22 protein-coding genes and 1 pseudogene are annotated in these 25009 nt (G+C 64.8%); 15 read left to right on the top strand and 8 right to left on the bottom strand.

What is annotated here, in order from left to right; genetic code table 11:
* Positions 1-64 precede the first annotated feature (64 nt).
* The 3 genes from ACSFB7_RS36510 to ACSFB7_RS36520 are packed head-to-tail and all read right to left on the bottom strand — an operon-like array spanning position 65 to position 2776.
* Positions 65-1264, bottom strand: coding sequence for an amidohydrolase family protein (locus ACSFB7_RS36510; protein ID WP_435477223.1), 1200 nt, complete (start codon positions 1262-1264; stop codon positions 65-67).
* Positions 1210-1980 (bottom strand): TetR/AcrR family transcriptional regulator, encoded by a 771-nt coding sequence (locus ACSFB7_RS36515; RefSeq protein WP_435477224.1) that lies wholly within the window; start codon positions 1978-1980, stop codon positions 1210-1212. Before ACSFB7_RS36515 ends, ACSFB7_RS36510 begins: the two co-directional genes overlap by 55 nt.
* A gap of 22 nt (positions 1981-2002) precedes the next feature.
* Positions 2003-2776 (bottom strand): ferredoxin--NADP reductase, encoded by a 774-nt coding sequence (locus tag ACSFB7_RS36520; RefSeq protein WP_435477225.1) that lies wholly within the window; start codon positions 2774-2776, stop codon positions 2003-2005.
* 306 nt (positions 2777-3082) lie between these two features.
* Between ACSFB7_RS36520 and ACSFB7_RS36525 the strand changes: the two genes are divergently transcribed.
* The 13 genes from ACSFB7_RS36525 (at position 3083) to ACSFB7_RS36585 (ending at position 19551) form a co-directional block, all read left to right on the top strand.
* On the top strand, positions 3083-4711 hold the full coding sequence (locus tag ACSFB7_RS36525; protein ID WP_435477227.1) for a 6-hydroxynicotinate reductase: 1629 nt from the start codon (positions 3083-3085) through the stop codon (positions 4709-4711).
* A gap of 161 nt (positions 4712-4872) precedes the next feature.
* Entirely contained in the window at positions 4873-5778 is a 906-nt protein-coding gene (locus ACSFB7_RS36530; RefSeq protein WP_435477228.1) for a UPF0280 family protein, read from the top strand.
* Positions 5779-5799: 21 nt separating this feature from the next.
* Positions 5800-6441 carry an amino acid synthesis family protein gene (locus ACSFB7_RS36535; RefSeq protein WP_435477229.1) on the top strand — a complete coding sequence of 214 codons (642 nt, stop codon included), beginning with the start codon at positions 5800-5802 and terminating at the stop codon, positions 6439-6441.
* A 32-nt stretch (positions 6442-6473) separates the two neighbouring features.
* Positions 6474-7058: an amino acid synthesis family protein gene (locus ACSFB7_RS36540; RefSeq protein WP_435477230.1), complete on the top strand. Its 585-nt coding sequence runs from the start codon at positions 6474-6476 to the stop codon at positions 7056-7058.
* Between the two features lie 57 nt (positions 7059-7115).
* Positions 7116-8324 (top strand): ABC transporter substrate-binding protein, encoded by a 1209-nt coding sequence (locus ACSFB7_RS36545; RefSeq protein ID WP_435477231.1) that lies wholly within the window; start codon positions 7116-7118, stop codon positions 8322-8324.
* A gap of 133 nt (positions 8325-8457) precedes the next feature.
* Positions 8458-10386, top strand: a complete 1929-nt coding sequence (locus ACSFB7_RS36550; RefSeq protein WP_435477232.1) for an ABC transporter permease — start codon at positions 8458-8460, stop codon at positions 10384-10386.
* Positions 10383-11177 (top strand): ABC transporter ATP-binding protein, encoded by a 795-nt coding sequence (locus tag ACSFB7_RS36555; protein WP_435477233.1) that lies wholly within the window; start codon positions 10383-10385, stop codon positions 11175-11177. The genes ACSFB7_RS36550 and ACSFB7_RS36555 overlap by 4 nt, the downstream gene beginning before the upstream one ends.
* Entirely contained in the window at positions 11174-11908 is a 735-nt protein-coding gene (locus ACSFB7_RS36560) for an ABC transporter ATP-binding protein (protein WP_093247116.1), read from the top strand. The genes ACSFB7_RS36555 and ACSFB7_RS36560 overlap by 4 nt, the downstream gene beginning before the upstream one ends.
* 47 nt (positions 11909-11955) lie before the next feature.
* On the top strand, positions 11956-12681 hold the full coding sequence (gene pncA / locus ACSFB7_RS36565; protein ID WP_435477234.1) for a bifunctional nicotinamidase/pyrazinamidase: 726 nt from the start codon (positions 11956-11958) through the stop codon (positions 12679-12681).
* Positions 12682-12745: 64 nt separating this feature from the next.
* The gene (locus ACSFB7_RS36570) at positions 12746-13915 is read left to right on the top strand and encodes an ABC transporter substrate-binding protein (protein WP_435477235.1); all 1170 of its coding nucleotides are present in this window, start codon (positions 12746-12748) and stop codon (positions 13913-13915) included.
* Complete coding sequence (locus ACSFB7_RS36575) at positions 13893-14393, top strand: (2Fe-2S)-binding protein (RefSeq protein WP_435477236.1); 501 nt, start codon at positions 13893-13895, stop codon at positions 14391-14393. The genes ACSFB7_RS36570 and ACSFB7_RS36575 overlap by 23 nt, the downstream gene beginning before the upstream one ends.
* 154 nt (positions 14394-14547) lie before the next feature.
* Positions 14548-18291: a molybdopterin cofactor-binding domain-containing protein gene (locus ACSFB7_RS36580; protein WP_435477237.1), complete on the top strand. Its 3744-nt coding sequence runs from the start codon at positions 14548-14550 to the stop codon at positions 18289-18291.
* 78 nt (positions 18292-18369) lie between these two features.
* Positions 18370-19551, top strand: a complete 1182-nt coding sequence (locus ACSFB7_RS36585; RefSeq protein ID WP_435477238.1) for a fumarylacetoacetate hydrolase family protein — start codon at positions 18370-18372, stop codon at positions 19549-19551.
* A gap of 20 nt (positions 19552-19571) precedes the next feature.
* Here ACSFB7_RS36585 and ACSFB7_RS36590 read toward each other — a convergent pair.
* From ACSFB7_RS36590 to ACSFB7_RS36610, 5 genes and pseudogenes are all read right to left on the bottom strand, one after another.
* A pseudogene (locus tag ACSFB7_RS36590) lies at positions 19572-19991 on the bottom strand (magnesium chelatase subunit ChlI family protein); the annotation flags it as partial.
* A 152-nt stretch (positions 19992-20143) separates the two neighbouring features.
* Entirely contained in the window at positions 20144-20587 is a 444-nt protein-coding gene (locus tag ACSFB7_RS36595) for a hypothetical protein (protein ID WP_435477239.1), read from the bottom strand.
* Positions 20588-20695: 108 nt separating this feature from the next.
* Positions 20696-21187 (bottom strand): ubiquitination-like system serine protease family protein, encoded by a 492-nt coding sequence (locus ACSFB7_RS36600; RefSeq protein ID WP_435477240.1) that lies wholly within the window; start codon positions 21185-21187, stop codon positions 20696-20698.
* The gene (locus ACSFB7_RS36605; protein ID WP_435477242.1) at positions 21184-22365 is read right to left on the bottom strand and encodes a ThiF family adenylyltransferase; all 1182 of its coding nucleotides are present in this window, start codon (positions 22363-22365) and stop codon (positions 21184-21186) included. Before ACSFB7_RS36605 ends, ACSFB7_RS36600 begins: the two co-directional genes overlap by 4 nt.
* Positions 22340-23089, bottom strand: coding sequence for a multiubiquitin domain-containing protein (locus tag ACSFB7_RS36610; RefSeq protein WP_435477243.1), 750 nt, complete (start codon positions 23087-23089; stop codon positions 22340-22342). Before ACSFB7_RS36610 ends, ACSFB7_RS36605 begins: the two co-directional genes overlap by 26 nt.
* Before the next feature lie 183 nt (positions 23090-23272).
* On the opposite strand from ACSFB7_RS36610, the gene ACSFB7_RS36615 reads away from it, so the two are divergent.
* Both ACSFB7_RS36615 and ACSFB7_RS36620 read left to right on the top strand, forming a co-directional pair.
* On the top strand, positions 23273-23626 hold the full coding sequence (locus ACSFB7_RS36615) for a helix-turn-helix domain-containing protein (RefSeq protein WP_435477245.1): 354 nt from the start codon (positions 23273-23275) through the stop codon (positions 23624-23626).
* Entirely contained in the window at positions 23623-24558 is a 936-nt protein-coding gene (locus tag ACSFB7_RS36620; RefSeq protein WP_435477246.1) for an ImmA/IrrE family metallo-endopeptidase, read from the top strand. Before ACSFB7_RS36615 ends, ACSFB7_RS36620 begins: the two co-directional genes overlap by 4 nt.
* The last annotated feature ends 451 nt before the right edge of the window (positions 24559-25009 follow it).

A 25009-nucleotide genomic window follows, 5' to 3' on the forward strand; every position in this document is an offset into this window, starting at 1 on the left:
TCTGCCTGCCCCCATCCCAACCTTCCCCCAGAGGGGGAAGGAGAAAGAGGACGCGCTGACGCTCTCAGTGCGCGCCCGACACCACCACCGGAATCTCGGTCGCGGGCGGCGTGTTGCGGCTGCGGCCGCAACGCACGAGGCCGTCGATCATCACCATGCCCACGCCCGGAATGTCGCCGAGCTGCACGCTTTCGAGCAGGCCCGGCGCGGGCGAATGCTGCGCGCGGTCCATGAAGACGAAGTCGGCATCGCGGCCCACCTCGATGAGCCCGCAGTTGAGCTTGCGGATCTTCGCGGTGTTGCCTGTCGCGAAGCAGAACACCAGCTCGGCCGGAATGTTCGCGATCGACGACAGCATCGCCACCATGCGCAGGATGCCCAGCGGCTGCACGCCCGAGCCCGCCGGCCCGTCGGTGCCGAGGATCACGCGGTGCGGGCACTTCAATTCGAGGGCAGCCTTCGCCGCTGCAATGGCAACCTTCTCGTTGCCGTTGTGCACGATCTCGATGGCGCGCGAGCTTTTCTCGCACAGCTCGCACACATGCGCCTCGGGCAGCGAGGTGTGGCCGCCGTTGATGTGGCCGATGATGTCGGCGTCGGCTTCGAGCACCACGTCCTTGTCGATCAGGCCCGAGCCGGGAATCGACGGCCCGCCCGTGTGGATCGTGCTCTGGATGCCGTACTTGCGCGCCCACGCCACCATCTCCTTGGCCTCGTAGCCGGCCTTCACCGAGCCCAGGCCCACTTCGCCGAGCAGGCCCACGCCGGCTTCGGCGAGTTCCTTGAAGTCGCTCTCGACCATGCCTTTTTCGATGACTGGCGCGCCGGCAAGAACCTTCACGCCACCGGGGCGGAAGTTGTCGAAGGCACGCTGTGCGGTGATGGCCAGCGCCTTCAGGCCCACGATGTCTTTCGGCCGGCCGGGCAGGTGCACCTCGCCCGCCGAAATCATGGTCGTCACGCCGCCGTGCATGGTCGAGTCGATCCAGCCGATCTGGCCCTGGCGCGGCGTCCAGTCGCCGAACACCGGGTGCACGTGGCTGTCGATCAGGCCGGGGGCCACGCAGGTCTTGCGCGCGTCGATGACGGTCTGCGCGCCTTCGAGGTCGCAGTCTTTCTCCTTGCCGACCGCGACGATCAGGCCGTCGTTCACCACGATGGTGTCGGCGTCGAGGATGGGCTTGTCGATGTCGCCCGAGAGCAGCAGCCCTATGTTCTTGATGACGACCTTGCCCGACTTTGCGCCGGCTGCGATTTCTGCCATTTCGTGGTGTCCTCGTCGTGGGGTGGGGTGTTGTTGTCTTGTATGTCGTCGGCGCGCACGGTGCGCAGCACGGTCTCGATCACGAAGTCTTCCCAGTGCGTGATCGCCTCGGCCGACTCCAGCGGCTCGCCGAGGAAGGCCGTGAGCGTGTGCCGGTTGGAGGTGTAGAAATAGCCGGTGGACGCGATCAAGAGGTAGATGTCGCGCGCCACGAGGTCCTTGCGGAACAGGCCCTGCGAAGAGCCGCTGGCAAGGATTTCGGAAATGATCGCCACCGCCCGCGACGAGTACTCGCGCGCCCGCAGCGACTTCGAGATGTGCCGGCCCTTGTGCAGGTTCTCGGTGTTCAGCAGCGTCACGAACTCGGGGTTCTTGCGGTAGTAGCCGAGCACGAAGCGGATGACTTCGGTGAGGGCTTCCACGGGGCGGCTCGCATCGAGCGCGATGGCGGCCTCGGCATCGTCCATGCGCTGGTAGATGCCTTCGAGCACCGCGATGAACAGCCCCTCTTTGCTGCCGAAGTAGTAGTAGATCATCCGGTCGTACGACTTGGCGGCCTTGGAGATCTTCTCCACGCTGCCGCCGTCGTAGCCGTACTTGGCGAACACCTTGGTCGCCGACTTCAGGATGCTGTCGCGCGTGGCCTGCGCCGCCGCCTCGCGCACACCGGTGCGGCGCTGGGGCTTGGGCTTGGCGGTGGAGCGGCTTTCGGCCATCGTGCGCGCGGCGTCTCTTGGCTTACTTCTCTGCGAAGGCGCGCTCGACGACGAAGTCGCCCGGCGTCGAGGTGTTGCCTTCCTTGAAGCCACGCGCTTCGAGGATGTGCTTCAGGTCCACCAGCAGGCCGGGGCTGCCGCACAGCATGACGCGGTCTTCCTCGACGTTCAGCGGCGGCAGGCCCAGGTCGTCGGTGAGCTTGTTGCTCTCGATCAGGTCGGTGATGCGGCCCTGGTTACGGAACTCTTCGCGCGTGACCGTCGGGTAGTAGAGCAACTGCTTTTCGATCATCTCGCCCAGGATCTCGTGCTTGGGCAGGTGGTCGGTCACGAGGTCGTGATAGGCCAGTTCGTCGACCTGGCGCACACCGTGCACCAGGATGACCTGCTCGAACTTCTCATACGTGTCCGGGTCGCGGATGATGCTCATGAACGGTGCAAGGCCGGTGCCCGTGCCGAACAGGTACAGGCGCTTGGCCGGCAGCGTGTAGTCGATCAGCAGCGTGCCGGTGGGCTTGCGGCCCACGATCACGGTGTCGCCCACCTGGATGTGCTGCAGCTTCGAGGTGAGCGGGCCTTCTTCGACCTTGATGCTCAGGAACTCGAGGTGCTCCTCGTAGTTGGGGCTCACGATGCTGTACGCGCGCAGCAGGGGCTTGTTGTTGACCTTCAGGCCGATCATCGTGAAATGACCGTTCGAGAAGCGCAGCGCCGGGTCGCGCGTGGTGGTGAAGGTGAACAGGCGGTCGGTCCAGTGGTGGACGCTCAGGACGCGTTCTTCGCTGAATGCACTCATACGGAACTCAGTTGGTTGGAAACAGAAAAATACGGAGCCGGAATGCTCGCCAGCAGGGCGGCGGCCGTCAACCGGCTCCAGCCCGCCAATTGTCGTTGGTCGGAAAAACCCCGATAAATCCCACGAGAAAACACCATTGCAAGCATCGGGCCCGTTTGCTACATTGATCTCCAATGTAGTGAACGCAACATGAAAGTGTAGGGAATGCTACACAAACGGCAGTCGCCGCACAAGCGGGCAGACGGCACGTTTGTTGCAACCCTCGCCGCACGGTATTGCCCGACACACGCCCACGAGATCGCCCCGATGACAGAACACACCAAGACAGACGGATTGCCCGGCATGGACATGCCGGTGGTCGCCGAAGCCGGCAGCAACGCCTTCGGCAAGGCGCCGCCGCGCAACGAGCGCATGAGCACGGCCAAGGTCGAGTGCAACGCCTGCCCGGTGCTGTGCCAGATCTCCGACGGCCGCACGGGCGCCTGCGACCGCTATGCCAACAAGGACGGCGTGCTGGTGCGCGTCGACCCCGTGGTGCTGCTTCGCCGCGCGATCGCGGCCGATGCACCCGCGCTGGTGCCTTTCAATCGCTCAACCGAAGAGGCTTCCACAGCCGATGCGGCCGACGCAGCACCCGACTGGAACGGCGACCTGCTGCACGCCGACGAAGTCTTCGTCACCGGCGTGGGCTCGTCCACCACCTACCCCGACTACAAGCCTGCCCCCTTCATCGTGGCTTCCAAAGCCCGTGGCGTCGACATGGTCACCGTCGTCACCGAAGGCATCTTCAGCTACTGCAGCTTCAAGGTGAAGATCGACACCGACCGCTTCCTCGGCTCCGAGCAGGCCAACGTGCGGTATCGCGGCGAAGTCGTGGGCCATGTCACCACGGCCGAATACGGCTCGCAGATGCTGTCGCTGGGCGGCGTGCACCACCTCACCGGTGGCAGCAAGAAAGAGGGCCGCATGACGGCCGAGTTGATGCAGTTCCTGGGCAACAAGAAGGCCGTGGAGTGCACCATCGATGGTGGCTCCACCCTCGTCATCCAGGCCGGCAAGGCGCCCATCGTCAACGGCGTCGAAGAGCAGCGCATGCGCGTGGGCTGCGGCTCGGCGGCGGTCGGCATCTTCGCGCGCCAGTTCGCGGGCGTGGCCGACGAGGTGGTGGTGGTCGACGACCACATCACCGGCGTGCTCACCGAGCACCAGGCCGGCCGTTGCCTCGACATGGCGCCTTCGGGCATCCAGATGCTGGGCCGCAAGTCCACGCCAGGGCGTTACTTCCAGGTGGCGAACCCGGGCAACGGCTGGGGTGGCACCGACATCGCCGATCCGCTCGCGATCATCGAAGGCTGGGAAGAGGGTGTCGCGCGCCCCGGCTTGCGTCTGTTGATGACATCGACCACTGGCGAGCATGCGCAGTGGTACGTGCTCGACGAGGCGCTCAAGCCCATCGAGCAGGAGATGCCGGCGGAAGTGCGCCGCATCGTCGATCGCATCGGCGAGAACTGCGAGCCTTCGCTGTGCACCGTGCTGTTTCTCGGCGGCGCCGGCGGCAGCCTGCGCGCGGGCGTCACCGAAAACCCCGTGCTGCTGACGCGCGCCATCAAGCGCGCGCTGGTCAACGTCACTTGCGGCGGTGCGCCGGCCTATGTGTGGCCCGGCGGCGGCATCACCGTGATGGCCGATGTCATGCGCATGCCCGACAACAGCTTCGGCACCGTGCCCACGCCGGCCATCGTGGCGCCCATCGAGTTCAGCATGCGGCGCGACGACTACGAGGCGCTCGGTGGTCACATGGGCCACATCTTCTCGCTCGAACAGGCGCTTGCGCGCGGGGCGTGGCAGGAAGACGGCGCACCGGTTGCGCGGCAGTGGCTCGTTGTGGACGAGGCCAATCCGTGGCCGCTCGGCCACGCGCCGATGCTGGGTTGAAAAATGCCCGCGTCGATGCGCGCCATGGCTCTTGCCCCTTCGCCCGCTGGGGGAAGGCTGGGATGGGGGCGGGCAGGGCGCCCGATGGGTACGCCGCTTGCCCCCACCCCAACCCTCCCCCAGCGGGGGAGGGAGCAATGCGCGACCCCTGGGGGCGAGCCATGACCGCCCAACGCACAGCGCTCGACAACGACCGCTGGCACTTCAACCACGGCCCGATCGACATCGTGGCCGAGGCGCATGGCGACCCGTATGCCGTCGCGGCCGCGCACGACGCGGCCTGGGCACGCTTCGCCCATGTGCTCGAAGAGCTGGTGCAAGAGCTGCCGCTGTTGCGCCTGCCGGTCACCGACAAGCTGCGCCCGCGCGGCGTTGTCGCACGCCGCATGTGGGATGCCTGCGCCGCGTTCTCGCCCATGTTCATCACGCCGATGGCGGCGGTCGCGGGTGCCGTCGCGCAAGAGCTGATGCCCTTCTACGAGCGCCCCGGCATCGATCGCGCGTGGATCAACAATGGCGGCGACATCGCGCTGCACCTCGCGCCCGGCCAGAGCGCGCGCGTCGGTGTCTTCGCCGACATCGCTCGCTTCGACTGGCGCGAGAACAGCGGCCTGCTCACCACCGACGGCCAGTTCGAGCTGCACGCCGACCAGCCCGTGCGCGGCGTGGCCACCAGCGGCTGGCGCGGCCGCAGCTTTTCGCTGGGCATCGCCGACAGCGTGACGGTGCTGGCCGCCACCGCCGCGCAGGCCGATGCGGCCGCCACCGTGATCGCCAATGCCGTCGATGTCGACGACGCAGCCATCCGCCGCCGTCCCGCCAGCGAATGCAAGGACAACAGCGACCTGGGCGACACCCTCGTCACCGTCGACGTGCCGCCGCTCGCACCGTCGCAGGTCAAGAGCGCACTCGATACGGGCGCGATCTGCGCGAAGGTGCTGCAAAAAGGCGGGCTCGTGTGGGCCGTTCTACTCGTTTGTCAGGGGCAGTGGCGACTTGTCGAGCCCTTATGCTCGAAGGCGCTCAAGAGCAAGCTGCCCAAGACAGTTGGTTCAGTATTTGCTTAACGAAAAGCAAGGTTCTTTTTCATGATCGAAATCCGTCGCGTCTTCACCCATGTCGAGCACATCCACCACGAGTTCGGACCACGTGCCGAAACTCCGTTGGTGCGTGGTGCCATCGGCGCCGTGCTGACCAACCCCTTCGCCGGCCGCTACGAGCCCGACATCCTGCCGATGATGGCGCTGCTCGACCCGGTGGGCGTCGACATGGCGCACAAGCTGCACGCCGCCATGGATGTGCCGCTCGACCAGATCGCCACCTACGGCAAGGGCGCCATCGTCGGTGCCGATGGCGAGCTGGAACACGGTGCGCTGTGGCATGTGCCCGGCGGTTATGCCATGCGCGAACTGCTCGGCTGGAAGGGCAGCCGCGCGGCCTACACAGCGGGCAAGGCCGAAGAGAAAACCGGCCAGCCCGCCAATGCACTTTCCATCGTGCCTTCGACCAAGAAGGTCGGCCCGCCCGGCGCCGCGCTCGACGTGCCGCTCACCAACATCAACGCCAGCTACGTGCGCGGCCAGTTCGACGCGATCGAAGTGCGCGTGCCGGGTGCGCCCGCTGCGGACGAGATCGTCTTCATCCTCGCGATGAGCACCGGCTACCGCGTGCATGCTCGTGTCGGTGGCCTGCTCGCCAAGGACATCAGCAAGTGGGACGGCCTGCGCTGAACCCGCACACACAGAGACAAGGAACACAGAACATGACCGCCAACATCCGCAAGCTCGTCATCCAGGTCGATGAAACCCGCAAGGAAATGGGCCGCGACGTCTCGCCGCCCACACGCCGCGCCGTAGCCATCGCCGTCATCGAGAACCCCTACGCCGGCCGCTACAGCGAGAACCTCGACGAACTCATCGCCATCGGCGAAGAGCTTGGCGCACTGCTCGGCCAGAAGGCCGTGAAGGCGCTCGGCATCGAGCCAGGCCAGGCGCAGAGCTACGGCAAGGCCGCCATCGTCGGCGAACGCGGCGAGCTTGAACACGCCGCCGCCATCCTGCACCCCAAGCTCGGCGCACCGCTGCGCGTGGCCGTCGAGAAGGGCGCCGCGCTCGTGCCTTCGGCCAAGAAGCAGGGCACGCTCGGTACCGCCATCGACGTGCCGCTCGGCCACAAGGACGCCGCCTTCGTGCGCAGCCATTTCGACGCCATCGAAGCCCGCGTGTCCGACGCACCGCGCGCCAACGAAATCGTGGTCGCCGTGGCCGTCACCGACAGCGGCCGTCCGCTGCCGCGCATCGGCGGCCTGCAGGCCAGCGAGATCAAAGGCGAAGACGGTCTTCGCTGAACCGCCTTCCCGCCATCACAGCATCGTGTTTTCTGTTCGAACCCAAGGAGCTTCCCGATGATTCCATTGCGCCATGTTTTCTGCGCCGCTTCCGTCGTCACGCTGGCCACAGCGGCCCTTGTCCCCGCGCATGCGCAGGGCGTGATCAAGATCGGTGAAATCAACAGCTACAAGGCGCAGCCCGCCTTCCTGGAGCCCTACAAGAAGGGCATGGAACTGGCGGTCGACGAGATCAACGCCAAGGGCGGCATCAACGGCAAGAAGATCGAACTCATCAGCCGCGACGACAACGCCAACCCCGGCGATGCCGTGCGCGTGGCCGAAGAACTGATCTCGCGCGAAAAGGTCGACGTGCTGGCCGGCGCCTTCCTGTCGAACACCGGCCTGGCGCTGACCGACTTCGCCAAGCAAAAGAAATTCTTCTACCTGGCCGCCGAGCCGCTCACCGACAAGATCGTCTGGAGCAACGGCAACAAGTACACCTACCGCCTGCGCCCCTCCACCTACATGCAGGTCGCGATGCTGGTGCCCGAGGCCGCCAAGCTCAAGAAGAAGCGCTGGGCCATCGTCTACCCCAACTACGAATACGGCCAGTCGTCGGTCGCCACCTTCAAGACGCTGCTGAAGGCCGCGCAGCCCGACGTCGAGTTCGTCGCCGAGCAGGCGCCGCCGCTGGGCAAGGTCGATTCGGGCAGCGTGGTGCAGGCCCTGGCCGATGCCAAGCCCGACGCGATCTTCAACGTGCTGTTCGGCGCCGACCTCTCCAAGTTCGTGCGCGAAGGCAACACGCGCGGCCTGTTCAAGGACCGTGAAGTCGTCAGCGTGCTGACCGGCGAGCCCGAGTACCTCGACCCGCTGAAGGACGAAGCGCCCAACGGCTGGATCGTGACCGGCTACCCGTGGAACGGCGTCAAGACGCCCGAGCACAAGGCCTTCCTCGATGCCTACCAGGCCAAGTTCAAGGACTATCCGCGCCTGGGCTCGGTGGTCGGCTACAGCGCCATCCACTCGATCGCCGCCGGCATCAAGAAGGCCGGCAGCACCGACACCGAAAAACTCGTCGCCGCCTTCAAGGGCCTGCAGGTCGACTCGCCCTTCGGCAAGATCAGCTACCGCGCGCAGGACAACCAGTCCACCATGGGCGCGTACGTGGGCAAGACCAAGAACGACGGCGGCAAGGGCGTGATGGTCGATTACGTCTACCTCGACGGCGCCAAGTTCCAGCCTTCGGATGAAGAAGTGAAAAAGATGCGCCCTGCGGATTGATTGTTGCTCGCCCCCAGGCTGCGCGCACTTCGTGTCGCTTCGCCAACCCCCTACCGGGGGCGGGCCGGCCGCTTCGGGCGGCCGCGCGCGGCGGCCCTCGCGAATGAATACCGCGTCCACCAAGGATTTTTGAATGAGTTTCTCAGGCTTCGTTGTTCAGTTGCTCAACGGGTTGGCCGGCGCGTCCTCGCTCTTCTTCGTGGCGGCCGGCCTTTCGTTGATCTTCGGCGTGACGCGCATCGTCAACTTCGCCCATGGTTCGTTCTTCATGGTCGGCATCTACCTGGCGTACACGCTCGTCGACAAGCTGGGTTCGAGCCTGGGCTTCTGGCCCGCGCTGCTGATCGCGGCGGTGGCGGTCGGCGTGCTCGGCGCGCTCATCGAAGTGCTGCTGCTGCGTCGCATCTACAAGGCGCCCGAGCTGTTCCAGTTGCTCGCGACCTTCGCGCTGGTGCTCGTCATCAAGGATGCGGTGCTGTGGCTCTGGGGCCCCGATGAACTGCTCGGCCCGCGTGCGCCGGGCCTCAAGGGCTCCATCGAAATCCTGGGCCGGCAGTTTCCGACCTATGACCTGTTCCTGATCGTTGTCGGCCCGCTCGTGCTGGGCCTCGTGTGGCTGCTGCTGACGCGCACGCGCTTCGGCACGCTGGTGCGCGCCGCCACGCAAGACCGCGAAATGGTCAGCGCGCTGGGCGTCAACCAGGCCTGGCTGTTCACGGCCGTGTTCGCGCTCGGCGCCTTGCTCGCCGGCCTCGGCGGCGCACTGCAATTGCCGCGCGAACCCGCCACGCTGGAGATGGACCTGAACACCATCGGCGCCGCCTTCGTGGTCGTGGTGGTGGGCGGCATGGGCTCGTTGCCTGGCGCGTATGTGGCGGCACTGCTCATCGCCGAGATCAAGGCCGTGTGCATCTGGCTGGGCGTGGTGCAGATCTTCGGCATCGACGTGTCTTTCTCCAAGCTCACGCTGATGGTCGACTTTCTCGTGATGGCCATCGTGCTGGTGTGGCGCCCCTGGGGCCTGTTCGGTCGACCGCAGGCACCGAGCCGCTACGTGGGCATGCAGGAAGAGCCGCTGCGCCGACCGAGCAATGCCTACCTTGTCGCTGCCGCCGTGCTGGCACTGATGCTCGCCGTGCTGCCGCTGCTGACGGTGAACTCACCCTACACGCTGGTGCTGATGATCGACCTGCTGATCGCCGCGCTCTTCGCCACCAGCCTGCACTTCATCATGGGTCCGGCGGGCATGCACTCGTTTGGCCATGCGGCGTACTTCGGGCTTGGTGCCTACGGCGCCGCGTTGCTGGTGCGTGCGCTGCACCTGCCGATGGAAGTTGCACTCATCGCCGCGCCAATCGTGGCGGCGCTCGGTGCCTTGGTCTACGGCTGGTTCGCGGTACGGCTTTCGGGCGTGTACCTCGCGATGCTCACTTTGGCCTTCGCGCAGATCACCTGGGCCATCACTTATCAATGGGACAGCTTCACAGGCGGCAGCAATGGCCTGACGGGCGTATGGCCTTCCGAGTGGCTTTCCGACAAGCAGGCCTACTACTGGCTCACGCTGGTGCTCGTCGGTTTCGGCGTGTGGTGGCTGCGGCGCGTGCTGTTCTCGCCCTTCGGCTATGCGCTGCGCGCGGGCCGCGACTCGGTGCTGCGCGCCGATGCCATCGGCATCGACGTCAAGCGCATGCAGTGGGCCGCGTTCGTGATCGCGGGCACGGTGGCCGGTCTGGCTGGTGCGCTCTATGCCTTCTCGAAGGGCAGCATCTCGCCAGAGAGCCTGTCGGTCGGCAAGTCGGTCGATGGCCTCGTGATGGTGCTGCTCGGCGGCATCCAGACGCTGGCGGGCCCGGTAGTCGGCGCCATCACCTTCACCTGGCTGCACGACACCGTGGCGCGCAACACCGACTACTGGCGCGCAATGCTCGGCGCGATCATCCTGATCCTGGTGCTGCTGTTCCCGCAGGGCATCGCGGGCTCGATCAAGCAACTGACGGATCGGTGGCGTGCACCCAAGCCCGATGCGGATGCTGAAGCCAAGGTCAAGGAGGTGAAAGCATGAGCCTCCTCAAAGTCACCAACCTCGGCAAATCATTCGGCGGCGTCAAGGCCGTGGACGGCATCAGCTTTGAGCTGCCGCCCGGCGAGCTGCTCGCACTCATCGGCCCCAATGGGGCAGGCAAGTCCACCACCTTCAACATGGTCAACGGCCAGCTCAAGGCCGACCAGGGCTCGATCACGCTCGACGGCCAGGAACTCGTGGGCCGCAAGCCGCGCGAGATCTGGCGCAAGGGCGTGGGCCGCACCTTCCAGATCGCCGAGACGTTTGCGTCGCTCACCGTCGTCGAGAACGTGCAGATGGCCTTGCTCTCGCACGACCGCAAGCTGTTCTCGATGTGGAGCCGCGCGGCCGACCACAAGCGCGACGAAGCACTGGCGCTGCTCGACCAGGTCGGCATGAAGTCGCAGGCTGACCGGCCCTGCAGCGTGCTCGCCTATGGCGACGTGAAGCGCGTCGAACTCGCCATCGCGATGGCCAACAGCCCCAAGCTGCTGTTGATGGACGAGCCCACCGCCGGCATGGCCCCCAAGGAGCGCAATTCGCTGATGGCGCTGACCAAGGACCTCGTGATCCAGCGCGGCATGGCCGTGCTGTTCACCGAGCACAGCATGGACGTGGTGTTCGCGTATGCCGACCGCATGATCGTGCTGGCGCGCGGTCGCCTCATCGCGCAGGGAAAGCCGTTGGAAATTCGCGACCACCCCAAGGTGCAGGAGGTGTACTTCGGCACCGGCAAGACCTTCGAGAAGAAGATCGCCGAAAAAGCGGCAGCTATTGGAGAAGCGGCATGAGCACGCACGAACCCCTGCTGGAAGCCAAGGCCCTGTGCGCCTGGTACGGCGCCGCGCAGATTCTTTATGACGTGGACCTTGATGTGCGTCGCGGCGAAGTCGTCGCGCTCATGGGCCGCAACGGCGCGGGCAAGTCCACCACGCTGAAGGCGCTGATCGGCATGCTCGCCAAGCGTCGCGGCGCGGTGCGCTTTCTTGGCCACGACATCTCCAAGAGCGAGCCGCACCACGCGGCGCGCCTGGGCCTGGGCTTCGTGCCCGAAGACCGGCGCGTGTTCACCGACCTCACGGTGATGGAAAACCTCGAAGTCGGCAAGCAGCCCGCGCGCCGCTGGGCCGACGGCACCGACGCGCCGCTGTGGTCGCCCGAGCGCCTGTTCAAGCTGTTCCCCAATCTCGGCGAAATGCCCAACCGCCCCGGCGGCCGCATGAGCGGCGGCGAGCAGCAGATGCTGACCGTGGCGCGCACGCTGATGGGCAACCCGTACCTCGTGCTGCTCGATGAACCGTCCGAGGGCGTGGCGCCGGTCATCGTCGAGCAGATGGCGAACATGATCCTGGAGCTGAAGGCGCAGGGCGTGAGCATCCTGCTGTCGGAGCAGAACATGCACTTTGCGGAACTCGTGTCCGATCGCGCCTACGTGCTGGAGAAGGGGCAGATCCGCTACCACGCCACGATGGCCGAGCTGGCAGCCAACGACGAAGTGCGCCGTGCCTACCTGAGCGTTTGAATTTTTCAGTCCCTGAATTTCTTCCTCAACCCACCGGAGTCCACGCCATGCAACGCAGAACCCTTGTGAAATCCGCCGCCGCCCTCGGCCTGGTCGGCGGCCTCGGCAGTTTCGGCCTCAGCGCTTTCGCGGCCGGCAAGATCAAGCCCGGCAGCAAGGCGGCGCTGATCGTGGTCGATGTGCAGAACTGCTTTCTCGACGGCGGCACGCTCGCGGTGAAGGGCGGCAACGAGGTCATTCCGGTCATCAACGCGCTGGCACCGGCGTTCGAGAACATCGTCGTCACGCAAGACTGGCACACGGCGGGCCACGCATCGTTCGCCAGCACCTACAGCGGCAAGAAGCCCTTCGAGACCACCAAGCTCAGCTACGGCACGCAGGTGCTGTGGCCGGACCATTGCGTGCAGGGCACGGAAGACGCCGCGCTCGGCAAGGAGCTGAAGGTGCCGACCGCGCAACTCATCATCCGCAAGGGCTTCCACAAGGAGATGGACAGCTACTCGGCCTTCGAGGAAGCAGACCACAAGACGGCCACCGGCCTGGCCGGCTACCTCAAGGCGCGCGGCATCAAGACCGTGTTCGTCACCGGCCTTGCCACCGACTTCTGCGTGGCCTGGACCGCGATGGACGCGCGCAAGGCCGGCTTCGAGGCCTATGTGATCGAAGACGCGACGCGTGGCATCGACCTCAATGGCTCGCTGGCCGCCGCGTGGAAACAGATGGCCGCCAAGGGCGTCAAGCGCATCCAGTCCGGCGACATCCAGACCGCCTGAGGCACGCAGGGTCGGCAACCTGCAGCGGCGACAAAACCATAAAAGACAACGAGACAAACGACGCATGAAGCTTTCGATCTCAAGGCGCGCGGTGGTGGCTGGCGGCGCGGCCCTGGCGCTCGGCCCGGGCTTGCTGCGGTCGGCACGCGCGGACAACGGCACGAACGGTGTGAGCGACACCACCATCCGCATCGGCCAGTCGGCCGTGTTCAGCGGCCCGGCCAAGGACTTCGGCGTCGACTACCGCGCGGGCATCAAGCTGTACTTCGATCGCGTCAACAAGTCGGGCGGCGTCAATGGCCGCAAGATCGAACTGGTCACGTATGACGACGCCTACGACCCCGCGAAGACGGCCGTCAACACTGCAAAACTGATCGATGAAGACAAGGTCTTCGCGCTCACCGGCTACGTCGCCACCGGCAACCTCGCGGCCGCGATGCCATTGGCCGAGAAAGCCGGCGTGCCGATGTTCGCGCCGCTGGTGGGCACCACCTCGTTTCGCACCAAGACCAACCGCTACCTGTTCCACGTGCGCGCGGGCTACGACCTGGAGCTGCGCAAGATCATCAGCCACCTCTCGACCCTCGGCATCCAGTCGATCGCGGTGGTCTATCAAGACAGCGCCTTCGGCAAGTCGAACCTTGCGACCTGCGAGGAGCTGGCGGCCGACTACAAGGTCAAGGTGCTCAAGACCTTGCCGCTGGCGATCACGGCCGAAGACGCGAAGTCCGTCGTCGCGAGCCTGGCCGAAGCCAAGCCCGGCGCGGTCGTGATGATCATGGCTGGCCGCATGGTCGAGGTGTTCATTCGCGACTACCGCGCCAATGCGGTGGCCGCGCCGCTGTACACGCTGTCGGTCGGCATCACCGATGCGGCCGGTTCCGCCAAACGGCTCGACGGCAAGCTCGCCGGGCTGGTCACGGCCAGCATCGTGCCGCCGCCGCAAGCGCAGCGCGTGCCCATCGTGGCCGACTACCAGCGCGACCGCGCCGAGTTCGGCGAGAAGATCGACAGCTACACCGCGCTCGAGGGCTATATCGTTGCGCGCGTGATGGTCGAGGGCCTGCGCCGCGCGGGCAAGACGCTCACGCGCGACAGCTTCATCGCCGGGCTCGAAAGCATCGGCAGCGCGCGCTTCGGCGATTTCCCCGTCGACTACAGTGCGAAGAACCACAACGGCTCGACCTTCGTGGACCTGGAGATGTACACCCGTGACGGCCAGTTGCGGCGCTGAACCGCTGCACCTGCGGGTCAACGGCCAGGCGCATGCGCTCGCCGGCGTGCCGCGCGAGGCGACGCTGCTGCATCTGCTGCGCAACGACCTGGGGCTGAACGGTCCCAAGTACGGCTGCGGGCTGGGGCAGTGCGGTGCCTGCACGGTGCATGTCGATGGCGTGGCGGCGCGTGCCTGTGTGATTCCGGCGCATGGCGTGGCGGGGCGTGCGATCACGACGCTTGAAGGGCTGGGGGCGCGGGGGAACTGGCATCCGGTGCAGGCGGCGTTTGAAGATGCGCAGGCTGCGCAGTGTGGCTATTGCCTGAACGGCATGGTGATGCAGGCGGCGGCGTTGTTGGCGCGGGATCCGCAGGCGAGCGAGGCGCGTATTCGCAGTGAGCTGTCGGGCAATCTGTGCCGTTGCGGGACGCACATTGAAATTCTCGATGCGGTGCATCGTGCGGCGCTGCGCATGCGCGCGGAGACGAACCCGTGAGCCGCCCGCGTTGTCCGCTCCTGGGGTCTTGTTCCCTCTCCCGCGTGCGGGAGAGGGCTAGGGTGAGGGCATCGGCCTTTGAACAAGCACTGCCGCAACCATCGCCGCTTGCCCTCACCCCAACCCTCTCCCAGAGGGAGAGGGAGCAAGTCCGATGACACGCCGCGCAGATCTGCCGCAGACCCGTGCGGAGTTCTTCGCTGCCGATGGCGTCCTGCTCATCGTGCGCGAGGCGCCGCCCGCACCACCACCCGCTAAGGGCCAACCCGCCCTGATCGCCGGCAACCCCATCGAAGGCGACGAGGTTCTGCTCGCCGTATGGGACGACGGCAGCGCCTCCGCGCTCAACGGCCACGTCGACCTGGGCACCGGCATCCAGACCGCGCTCGCGCAGATCGTGGCCGAAGAACTCGATCTCGGCATGCCCTGCGTGCGCATGATGCTCGGCGACACCGCGCGCGTGCCCAACCAGGGCGCGACGATCGCGAGCGCGTCGATCCAGATCCATTCGCAGCCGCTGCGCCTGGCCGCGGCGCAGGCGCGTGCGTGGCTGCTCGCGCGTGCGGCCGAACGCCTTGGGGTGGCGGTCGATGCACTGCAGGTGCGCAACGGCGTGGTGCGCGTCACCGAAGCTCCTGACCATCACGTCAGCTATGCCGACCTCGTCGCCGGTCAGCGCACCGTGCTGCGGCTCGATCCGCAGGCGCAGCCTAAGAACCCGGCCGACTACCGCGTGGTCGGCACGCGGCAGGCACGCGTCGACATTCCCGCCAAGCTCGCGGGCGAACTCGTGTTCGTGCACGACATGCGCGTGCCCGGCATGTTGCACGGTCGCGTGGTGCGTCCGCCCTATGCGGGCGCGGACCACGGCGAGTTCATCGGCAACACGCTCGAGTCGGTCGATGAATCTTCCATCGCGCACATTCCCGGCATCCGCGCCGTGGTCGTCATCCGCGATTTCGTCGGCATCGTGGCCGAGCGCGAAGAACACGCCGAGCAGGCGCTGCGCGAACTGCGCGTGACGTGGAAGCCGTGGCCTGGCATGCCCGACCTGTCCGATGTTGCGCAGGCACTGCGCGACAACCCGTCGACGCAGCGCTTGCTGGTCGACGAAGGCGACGTTGACGGCGCGATGGCGGCTGCCGCGCAGCCGATGCAGCGCACCTATGTGTGGCCGTACCAGATGCACGCGTCCATCGGCCCTTCATGCGCGCTGGCCGACTGGCAACCGGCAGATGGCAGCGGCATGCAGTTGCGCTGCTGGGCCGGCTCGCAGAACCCGCATGTGCTGCGCGCCGACCTGGCGACGCTCATGGGTGTCGAAGACGTGCAAGTCGATGTGGTCCGCATGGAGGCCGCAGGCTGCTACGGCCGCAATGGCGCCGACGATGTGGCGGCCGATGCCGCGCTGCTCGCACGCGCGGTCGGCATGCCGGTGCGCGTGCAGCTCACGCGCGAGCAGGAACACGCGTGGGAGCCAAAGGGCGCCGCGCAGCTCATGGAGATCGACGGCGGGCTGATGGCCGATGGCCGCATCGCCGCCTACGACTTCGAGACCTCGTACCCGTCGAACGGCGCGCCGACGCTCGCGCTGCTGCTCACGCGCACCATCGAGCCGGTGGCGCAGGCCTTCGAGATGGGCGACCGCACCGCGCGCCCGCCCTACAGCTACGACAACCTGCGCGTGAAGGTCAACGACATGGCGCCGATCGTGCGCGCCTCGTGGCTGCGCGGCGTGTCGGCGCTACCGAGTTCGTTCGCGCACGAGTCGTACATCGACGAGCTGGCGACTGCCGCTGGTGTCGATCCGGTGCAGTTCCGGCTGCGCCATCTGGAAGACCCGCGCGCGGTCGAGCTGGTGCAGGCCACCGCGCAGAAGGCCGGCTGGCGCATGCGCACCGGGCCGCAGGAGAACGTCGACGGCGGGCTGGGCGAGGGCGGCGACATCCTCTTCGGGCAAGGCTTCGCGTATGCGCGCTACATCCACAGCAAGTGGCCCGGCTTCGGTGCCGCATGGGCTGCGTGGGTGGCTGATGTCGAGGTCAACCGCAAGACCGGCGAGGTGCATGTGCGCCGCGTCGTGGTGGGGCATGACGCGGGGTTGATGATCAACCCGGCGGGTGTCGAGCATCAGGTGCATGGCAACGTGATCCAGACCACCAGCCGTGCGCTCAAGGAGCGTGTGCAGTTCGCGCCGCAGCAGGGTACGGAGTCTGGTGGTGCGCAACTGCCGGGCGTGTTGCCATCGGGCGTGGTCGCGAGCCGTGAGTGGGGCAGCTACCCGATCATCAACTTCCGTGAAGTGCCGGTGATCGAGGTGATGCACATGCCGCGTCCGGGCGAGCCTTCGCTGGGTGCGGGGGAATCGTCGTCGGTGCCGGGGACGGCGGCGATTGCGAATGCGATTTTTGATGCGACGGGGGTGCGGTTTCGGGCACCGCCGTTCACGCCGGAGACGGTGTTGGCGGAGTTGAATCGGGGTGTGCTCCCTCCCCCTTTGGGGGAGGGCGGGGGCGAGCGGCGCTGGAGTGGTGACGCTGCTGTGCCCCCATCCCAACCTTCCCCCGGGAGGGGAAGGAGCAATGCGGGAGCGGTCTGGCCCAAGAGGAAGGGTTTGTGGGCGACGGGCGCCGCGCTCTTCATCGGCGGCATCGGCGTTGTTGCCGGCCTGCTCGGCTGGCGCTCCGCCATCGCGCCCGTGTCCCTCACCGCACCGGTCTACAGCCAGTCCACCATCGAGCGCGGCCGTGTGCTCGCCGCCCTCGGCGATTGCGCCGTGTGCCACACCGCACCCGGCGGCGCACCCAATGCCGGAGGCCGCGCGATGGACACGCCCTTCGGCACGCTCTACACCACCAACCTCACGCCCGATACCGACACCGGCCTGGGCCGCTGGTCGTTCAGCGCCTTCCAGCGCGCGATGCGCGAAGGTGTCTCGCGCGATGGCCATCACCTGTACCCCGCGTTCCCTTACACCGCATTCGCGAAGACCAGCGACGACGACCTGCAGGCGCTCTATGCGTACTTCATGTCCATGCCGGCCGTGCGCGCTGAAACGCCGAAGTCCGAACTCAAGTTCCCGTTCAGCATGCGGCCGTTGATGGCCGGCTGGAACGCGCTCTTTCATGACCCCGCGCCATTGCAGCCCGTGGCCACGCAAAGCGCCGAATGGAACCGTGGCGCCTATCTCGTCAACGGCCTGGGCCATTGCGGCGCCTGCCACACGCCGCGCAATGCGATGGGCGCGGAGCAGGGCGGCAGCGCCTTTCTCTCGGGCGCGATGGTCGATGGCTGGGAAGCACCCTCGCTCACGCAACTGTCGAAGTCGGCCGTGCCGTGGGATGCCGACGCGCTCTATCGCTACCTGCGCAACGGCCACTCGCCACGCCACGGCATCGCCGGCGGACCGATGGCCGAGGTGGTACGCGAACTGGCCCAAGTGCCGGACGACGACGTGCGCGCCATGGCCACCTACCTCGGTTCGTTCAATTCATCGCCGGCTGCCGAACCGCAGGCCCTGGCGCAACAGGCAATCGACAACGCGGCCCGCACGCAAGGCCAGTTGCTCGGCCCTGCGCAGCGCATGTTCGACAGCGCGTGCGCCTCGTGCCATCACGATGGCAACGGCCCCACGCTGCTGGGCGTGAACACGCCGCTTGCGCTCAACAGCAACCTCACGAGCGCGCGGCCCGACAACCTGCTGCGCACCATCCTTGATGGCGTGCGCGAACCCGCGAGCCGCGACATCGGCTTCATGCCCGCATTCCGCGAAGCACTCGACGACCGGCAGATCGCCGAACTCGCCGGCTACATGCGCGCGCGCTTCGCGCCGCAGGAGCCGGCGTGGAAAGACCTGCCCGCCGAAGTCGCCCGCGTGCGCGCGGCACCGGGGCATTGACAGGACCGGCCGTCGTCATCCGCGATGCGCCGCTACGATGCCACGCAGCGACACACACTCACACGGAGACACGACGCCATGTCCTTGAACCTCTCGACTTCTTCCAGCCTGCCCCGTGACGCCGAGCGCGCCACACTGGTCGGGCGCATCTGGCAACCCGGCGTGGGCCCGGTGCTGGTGGCCGTTCATGAAGGCGGCCTGCACGACCTGTCGAAGCTCGCACCGACCATGAGCGACCTGCTCGAAGGCGATGCACAGCCCGCCGAAGCCGTGCATCGCGCGTTGAAGGACGCACCGCGCATCGCCGCGCTCGACGCCGTGCTCGCCAACAGCGACGAGACAGCGCGCGATGAAGCCAAGCCCTGGCTGCTCGCACCCTGCGACCTGCAGGCCATCAAGGCCAGCGGCGTGACCTTCGTTGCGAGCCTGCTCGAACGCGTGATCGAAGAACAGGCGCGCGGCGATGCATCAAGGGCCGAAGCCACGCGCGCCGCCATCGGCGACGTGCTCGGCGACAACCTCGCCGACATCGTTCCCGGTTCGCCCGAAGCGGCGAAGGTCAAGGAGGTGCTGATCGCACAAGGCGTGTGGTCGCAGTACCTCGAAGTCGGCATCGGCCCCGATGCCGAGATATTCACCAAGGCCCCGGTGCTTGCGGCCGTGGGCACGGGTGCCGACGTCGGCATCCATTCAGGCTCCGTGTGGAACAACCCCGAGCCCGAGGTCGTGCTCGCGGTGAACAGCCGTGGCCAGACGCTGGGCGCCGCGCTCGGCAACGACGTCAACCTGCGCGACTTCGAAGGCCGCAGCGCGTTGCTGCTTGGCAAGGCGAAGGACAACAACGCTTCGTGCGCCATCGGCCCTTTCATTCGTCTGTTCGATGCGCACTTTGGCATTGCGGACGTGCGCCGCATCACTGTCGGGCTCGAAGTCACGGGGCCGGAAGGCTTCACGCTCGAAGGATCGAGCTCGCTGTCGAAGATCAGCCGCGACCCGCTCGACCTCGTGTCGCAGACCGTGGGTAAGCATCACGCCTACCCTGACGGTTTCATGCTGTTTCTGGGCACGATGTTCGCGCCTACGCAAGATCGCCACGGCCCCGGCCAGGGCTTCACCCACGTCGTGGGCGACCGCGTGCGCATCGCCGCACCGGAGCTGGGCGCGCTGGTCAATCGGGTGGTGCATGCCGACCAGGCGCCGCGATGGACCTTCGGCATCGGCGCGCTGATGCGCAACCTGGGCAAGCGCGGGTTGCTGTAGCCGGCAGCCCCCGGGCTTCTTCACGCGCTCCCGCGCAACGCCCGCCGGTACTGCACCGCCTCCGCCACGTGCACGACCTGCACGGCGTCCGTGCCTGCCAGATCGGCAACCGTGCGCGCGACCTTCAGCGCGCGGTGCGTGCTGCGCGCTGACCATCCAAGCTTGTTCGCGGCGTTGAACAGGAACTGGCGCGCCAGGGCATCCAGCCCGGCATGCCTGTCGATGGCACTGCCTTGCAGCGACTGGTTGGCCGTGCCCTGGCGCTGCATCGCGCGTTCGCGCGCGGCGATCACGCGGGTGCGGATGCTGTCGGTCGATTCGCCGGGCGGCGCGTCGAGCAGCAATTGCGGCGGCACCGCGGGCACCTCGATGTGCAGGTCGATGCGGTCCAGCAGCGGACCGCTGAGCTTGCCCTGGTAGCGCAGGATCTGATATGGGGAGCCAAATTTAGTGAGCCTCGACATCTCGGGAAATCAACAACTTATGCAACAACTTTGATCCGATCATCGATTGCAAGGATTCAAAGTTAATGAGCACAGAGTCAATTTGGATCGAAGTTAGCGCTCTTACGAGCGCCTCCTGATTTTTCAGGTCAAGGTTGAATCATTTTCAAGAAGCTATTGGCGCTTCCGATGGCCATCAGCATGACAACCACCATGGCAACCTCAACTACAACGGCAATGCTCAGAATCTCGACAAACACCCAGGGATCACTCCGCCAAGCAAACGCCAAGACGGTTCGCATATTTCGCCAACCTCGGACGCCTGCGTACGCAAGCAGGCGAGATTCGTCGTCGAATTTTTTGGCCGGTACCAACGAATTTTTGATAAACATCGTCGCGTTGGCCCAGACTGCGGCACCCCATACGGCATAGAAGCAGATCGCCAGCAAGGTCGCCTTGATGTTCGAGACGTAGCAGCATGTGAAGGTGAGTCTGTGCGAGCTGATCGCGGCAATCGTCAACAGAAGAACCTGCGGCGAAAGATTGCGAAGAAACTCAAGGAAGGCTGCTCGCCCGTCTTTAAGGATGTACATTTTCTCTCTTCTTATGATTTTTTTGTCGTCGCTTTGACGAGCCTGTAAGGCTTCAAGAGTTAACGGTAGATGTGATCGGTCGCCTCGTGTCTCGTAGTGAAAGAGGTACTAGCTCTTCCACCATGTCTTCAGTGACTGCCAGATTCCGATTGGCTTTGAAGCAGCCGTAGATATCGAGTCATGTTCTTCTGAAGTTCGTGGTGCTGCCGATGGCACTCCTGGAGATGCAGGCGGCAAAGCGCTCGGAGTAGATTTCGCGTCCGAGAAATAAGCAGCCTTGTTTCGGCGATCGCGCGAACGGCCGAGCTCGATGGCTGCATTCGACATATTCCCTGCCCACGCGACCGTACCGCGGTCGATGAAGTAATGCGCGCGGCAAGGCAGGCTCCAGTTGCCGATCGAAGGATCCAATGAGACCGTGTCGCCGTCGAAGATCAACGACCAGTCGGTCGGCGACAACGGCGTGACGACCTCTTTCCCGCAGCCACACGCGCACCGATGAATGGCTGTGGCGCATTCCATCGAGACGTACAACACGCCTTGTTCCGTATCGACAGGAATTTCTTCCACAAAAACATGCGCCATACGATGTTGCTTCATTCGGAGGTCTCGTCGCTGGTCAATAGGTTCATGCTCGTGGAATACGTCGAGTGATGCTCGCCTTCGTCGTCGGCATAGAAGCCGCACATCTTTTTCCACTTAATGACGGCCATGACTGCGTTCAACGCATTCAGATCGGCGATCTGAATGTTCTGGTTGTAAGCATCCTCTTCTTCGCGATCGGCCATCGAAATACGCGATGCGATGTGGTCCTTCCTCGCAGGGGTGACGGTCGTCACTCGACACACAGCCAGCAACTCACGTGTCTCCGCAGTGAGTTCGACTCCCATGCCGACGTCGATAAAGGACGCACCGGTCGCAACAAGTGCGTCAGTGATCATCTTGCGCACGCTGCCTTTGTCCACGCAAATGAACACCATATCGAAGCCTTGTATCTCGTGCAGGTTCGTTTCGTCCAAGTAGCCGTTGTGCGCGACGATGTGCGCGTGCATGTTCGAGTAGATGCCCTTGAACCGATCGACCTTGCTCACCTGTGTCTCGAGTTCGGTCAGCGAGGGCGCACCAGGTGCCCGAAAGGCGTTGTGCTGCATGAAGACGTCGCCATCGAACAGGTGAATTTCGGCGGCAGGGGTCTTGGCCAACAGATCAAGCAAGTAGGACCCGGTGCCGCCGAGCCCAACGATCGCGATACGCCGAGCGAGGCGCATCGCGATTGCCTGGATGCCAGCCCGACTCGACGCGGTGTCGATGTATCGGAATACGGATTCATCAGCTTCCGCAGCAACCGGGCGGAACGTTTGAGCATTCAGTCCAGGATCGCGGGAGCGTGCTGGCGCGCTGATGATCTCAACATAGCGAGTCATCTTGTGGTGGTAGTCGGCGTAGCCGTCGGCCGGCTTGTTCGAGAACGAGTGGTGGGTCACGATGCCGCCTCCCAGCTCGGTCACGCCGCTGCAGTGCTTGATCTGCACGATTTCAGTGCCGTTCAGATTGCACGGATGTTCACCCACGAAATGGGCCACATGCGAGTCGGGTCTGGCAGTGATATCGCCGCGCAGTGTCAGGTTCGACACCAGGGTGCCCAAGGCCGTTTCACCACGAGAGTTCACGTACGGGACCGAATGAACGAGCAGGTGCCCCGCCCGAATCTCGATCTCGTATCCCTCGTCGCGCAGTCGCTTGAGGTCGGAACTACGATTTATCAGTGAATGTGACATTGAAGAGCATCCCGTCTTTGATGTGAACAGAACCACCTTCGACCAGCGTGCCCTCGGGGTTGCTGGCCGGCCCACGCTTGAACGTCACGGTGTAGACACGCGTGTCGGTCGTTGCGGCATCAGCAAACGCCAGCTTCACTACCTGGTCGAACGTCAGCGTTTCGGTGTGAACCTGGTGCGGTCGGGTGTTGACCTTGATCGTGATCGTGCGCAGCGCCGTGTAGAACCGCTCCACGCCGGGCGCGGAGAGGTCAAAGAGTTCAGCATCGCCGATCAGGCGATCCTTGCCGCCGCGCGCGTCGAGCCAGACCGCGAAGGTCGCGGGATCGACGTTGGCCAGCTTTTTTAGCGTCAGCCCAGAGATGCGGGTAGCTCCCCACTCAATCACACGGTCGTCCAGTTCGAGGCGAAACGAGCGGTCGTTGCGGAAGACGAGGAACCGCTCGGCGCCGGCGCTGCGCAGATCGACGGTCTGATCCGGCCCCAGCTCCTGCAGCAGGCCGTTTGGCGACATGAGGAACAGCAGGTATTCCAAGGTATCGCGCACACCTGCGACCTCGAGGACTTGGCGCCCGGTGGGCACAGGATCGGCGATCACAACTGGGCGGAACTCCAGCCGCTCATCGCCAATGAGCATGCCGTAGGGGCCATGACCACGGACCTCGCGCCCGGCGTTCAGCGCCTGCTGCACATCTTCCACACCGTCCTCAAAGTTCTTGGTCATTGGGACCATCCTTTTCTGTTGCCGCGAGGGATCCCGCGATCTGGTGCTAATGTTACAGAGCTTGCTAAGTATGTCAAGCGTCAGCCTTGCATGCTTGGCAAAATTAGCATTCGGAATAGACTGAGGCTTGTCGGGCGGTGGACGAAACCGCGTTCGCCGTTGTCGGCTATCAACGAGGAGACCGTGAAGCCAACACTTGGCCAATATCTGGCATCCATCCGGCAGGACCGAAAAATGTCGCTTCGGCAGGTGGAGGAGGTCAGCAGCAAGGAGGTATCGAATGCCTACCTCAGTCAACTTGAAACAGGAAAGATCGCTCAGCCTAGCCCCAACGTGCTGAACACTCTTTCAGAGATCTACGGAATCGACTACGTCCAACTGATGGAACTAGCGGGCTACTTATCCCCCTCGGCTGCGCGCGAAGCGACGCAGCGCCACGGACGGCTTGCGACGTTCGCGGAGCACAACCTGACACCGGATGAAGAAGGTGAACTCATGAAATATCTGCAATTCCTGAGAATGAAAAAGCCACCATGAGAAAAGAGGACGACAGCAGCTTGCTACCGGTCGAACTGCGGGCGGTGGAGGAACGCGCTCGCCAATCGCTCGACAAAGCGGCGGCCTGGGGTCGCTTTCCGACGCCTGTCGATGACATCGTTTCGGCAGCAAAGCTGCGTGTCGCCCCTAAGGGCCTCTTCGATCCAGAACGCCTTCTGGCATATGCCAAGGCGAAAACCGCCAAGGCGTTCTTTGCGGTGAAGACGGCGCTTTCGAAGATCCTCGGCCTCTACGACGCAAGCGAACAAATCATTCACATCGACGAGTCAGTCGGTCTGAGCAAGCAAAAATTCCTGACGCTTCACGAGACCGGGCACCATGAGCTCCCGGCACATCGAAAAATTTTCACGTTCTTTCAGGACTGCGAACAGACCTTGGCACCGGACATTGCCAACCAGTTTGAGCGCGAAGCCAACAACTTCGCTCGCTATGCGCTGTTCCAAGGAACCGCTTACCGGCAGCTTGCTGCGGATTGCCCCATGGGCATCAAGTCCCCGATCAACCTTGCGAGGAAGTTTGGCGCTTCCAACTATGCATCTGCCCGCGAGTTCGCGAGGACGAACCATCGCTCTTGCGTGGTGTATGTGCTCGAACCGATTGAGATCATCGCTGGGCAAAGCGCATGCGCCGCAGTACGTCGCATCGAGACTTCGCCAAGCTTCGAGGAGAGCTTCGGTTGTCCGCCCGATGTACTCATCGACAAGGGGCATGCCTTGTTCCCGCTCCTGCCGATCGGGCGCAAGATGACTAGGCCGACCGCGCTGGTCTACCGTGACAAAAACGGTGATCAACATGAGTGTCTGGGTGAGGCCTTCGACACCACGCACAACATCCTGCTACTGATCTATCCGGTCAAGGCGCTCACTGCCAAGAGCATCATCGTTCCTGCCCAGTACACGGATTCGCCATAGCAGCGCTGCAGAGTGTCAGCGGCTTGCACGCGACATCAGCGGCGCAAGCGAGGCCTGTGACGCTTTCGAGGACGATTGGGAGGACGCCCGAACGTTCTACAGCCGGTACTTCGTCGAGGCGGCCAACCGCTGATTTCGGCCTAGAGCGGAAATAGTCCGCGTCGCGCAGTCGTTTCTCGGCTGTTTGTAGAAGCAGAGCGTCGAAATGCTGTCGCCACTCCGTTTCCAGCACCAGTGCTTCGACGGTCAGATCAAGACGTTTTCCCTCCCAGAGCTGGGTAAAGCCCTTAGAATTTTTTTGCTTGACAGAAGCTGAACAGCAGTTTGATAGCTACCTGTTAGTGCCGACGCAATCTTGACCAGCTAAACCGCAAAGTGCCGATCCAATATTGACCAGGGTGTTCCACTGACCTGCTGAGAATTTCAGCAGGGATTCAAGGTGATCACCATG

Source organism: Variovorax raffinosi (genome assembly GCF_051216615.1).
Taxonomy (GTDB): Bacteria; Pseudomonadota; Gammaproteobacteria; order Burkholderiales; family Burkholderiaceae_C; genus Variovorax.

Excerpts from the sequence above, each read along its gene's own strand:
- ACSFB7_RS36570 (WP_435477235.1), top strand. The coding sequence starts at position 12,746 with ATGAAGCTTTCGATCTCAAGGCGCGCGGTGGTGGCTGGCGGCGCGGCC.
- ACSFB7_RS36600 (WP_435477240.1), bottom strand. The coding sequence starts at position 21,187 with ATGAAGCAACATCGTATGGCGCATGTTTTTGTGGAAGAAATTCCTGTC.
- ACSFB7_RS36545 (WP_435477231.1), top strand. The coding sequence starts at position 7,116 with ATGATTCCATTGCGCCATGTTTTCTGCGCCGCTTCCGTCGTCACGCTG.
- ACSFB7_RS36555 (WP_435477233.1), top strand. The coding sequence starts at position 10,383 with ATGAGCCTCCTCAAAGTCACCAACCTCGGCAAATCATTCGGCGGCGTC.
- ACSFB7_RS36585 (WP_435477238.1), top strand. The coding sequence starts at position 18,370 with ATGTCCTTGAACCTCTCGACTTCTTCCAGCCTGCCCCGTGACGCCGAG.
- ACSFB7_RS36605 (WP_435477242.1), bottom strand. The coding sequence starts at position 22,365 with ATGTCACATTCACTGATAAATCGTAGTTCCGACCTCAAGCGACTGCGC.
- ACSFB7_RS36620 (WP_435477246.1), top strand. The coding sequence starts at position 23,623 with ATGAGAAAAGAGGACGACAGCAGCTTGCTACCGGTCGAACTGCGGGCG.
- ACSFB7_RS36550 (WP_435477232.1), top strand. The coding sequence starts at position 8,458 with ATGAGTTTCTCAGGCTTCGTTGTTCAGTTGCTCAACGGGTTGGCCGGC.
- ACSFB7_RS36510 (WP_435477223.1), bottom strand. The coding sequence starts at position 1,264 with ATGGCAGAAATCGCAGCCGGCGCAAAGTCGGGCAAGGTCGTCATCAAG.
- ACSFB7_RS36595 (WP_435477239.1), bottom strand. The coding sequence starts at position 20,587 with ATGTACATCCTTAAAGACGGGCGAGCAGCCTTCCTTGAGTTTCTTCGC.
- ACSFB7_RS36520 (WP_435477225.1), bottom strand. The coding sequence starts at position 2,776 with ATGAGTGCATTCAGCGAAGAACGCGTCCTGAGCGTCCACCACTGGACC.
- ACSFB7_RS36580 (WP_435477237.1), top strand. The coding sequence starts at position 14,548 with ATGACACGCCGCGCAGATCTGCCGCAGACCCGTGCGGAGTTCTTCGCT.
- ACSFB7_RS36560 (WP_093247116.1), top strand. The coding sequence starts at position 11,174 with ATGAGCACGCACGAACCCCTGCTGGAAGCCAAGGCCCTGTGCGCCTGG.
- ACSFB7_RS36530 (WP_435477228.1), top strand. The coding sequence starts at position 4,873 with ATGACCGCCCAACGCACAGCGCTCGACAACGACCGCTGGCACTTCAAC.
- pncA (WP_435477234.1), top strand. The coding sequence starts at position 11,956 with ATGCAACGCAGAACCCTTGTGAAATCCGCCGCCGCCCTCGGCCTGGTC.
- ACSFB7_RS36535 (WP_435477229.1), top strand. The coding sequence starts at position 5,800 with ATGATCGAAATCCGTCGCGTCTTCACCCATGTCGAGCACATCCACCAC.
- ACSFB7_RS36610 (WP_435477243.1), bottom strand. The coding sequence starts at position 23,089 with ATGACCAAGAACTTTGAGGACGGTGTGGAAGATGTGCAGCAGGCGCTG.
- ACSFB7_RS36540 (WP_435477230.1), top strand. The coding sequence starts at position 6,474 with ATGACCGCCAACATCCGCAAGCTCGTCATCCAGGTCGATGAAACCCGC.
- ACSFB7_RS36525 (WP_435477227.1), top strand. The coding sequence starts at position 3,083 with ATGACAGAACACACCAAGACAGACGGATTGCCCGGCATGGACATGCCG.
- ACSFB7_RS36515 (WP_435477224.1), bottom strand. The coding sequence starts at position 1,980 with ATGGCCGAAAGCCGCTCCACCGCCAAGCCCAAGCCCCAGCGCCGCACC.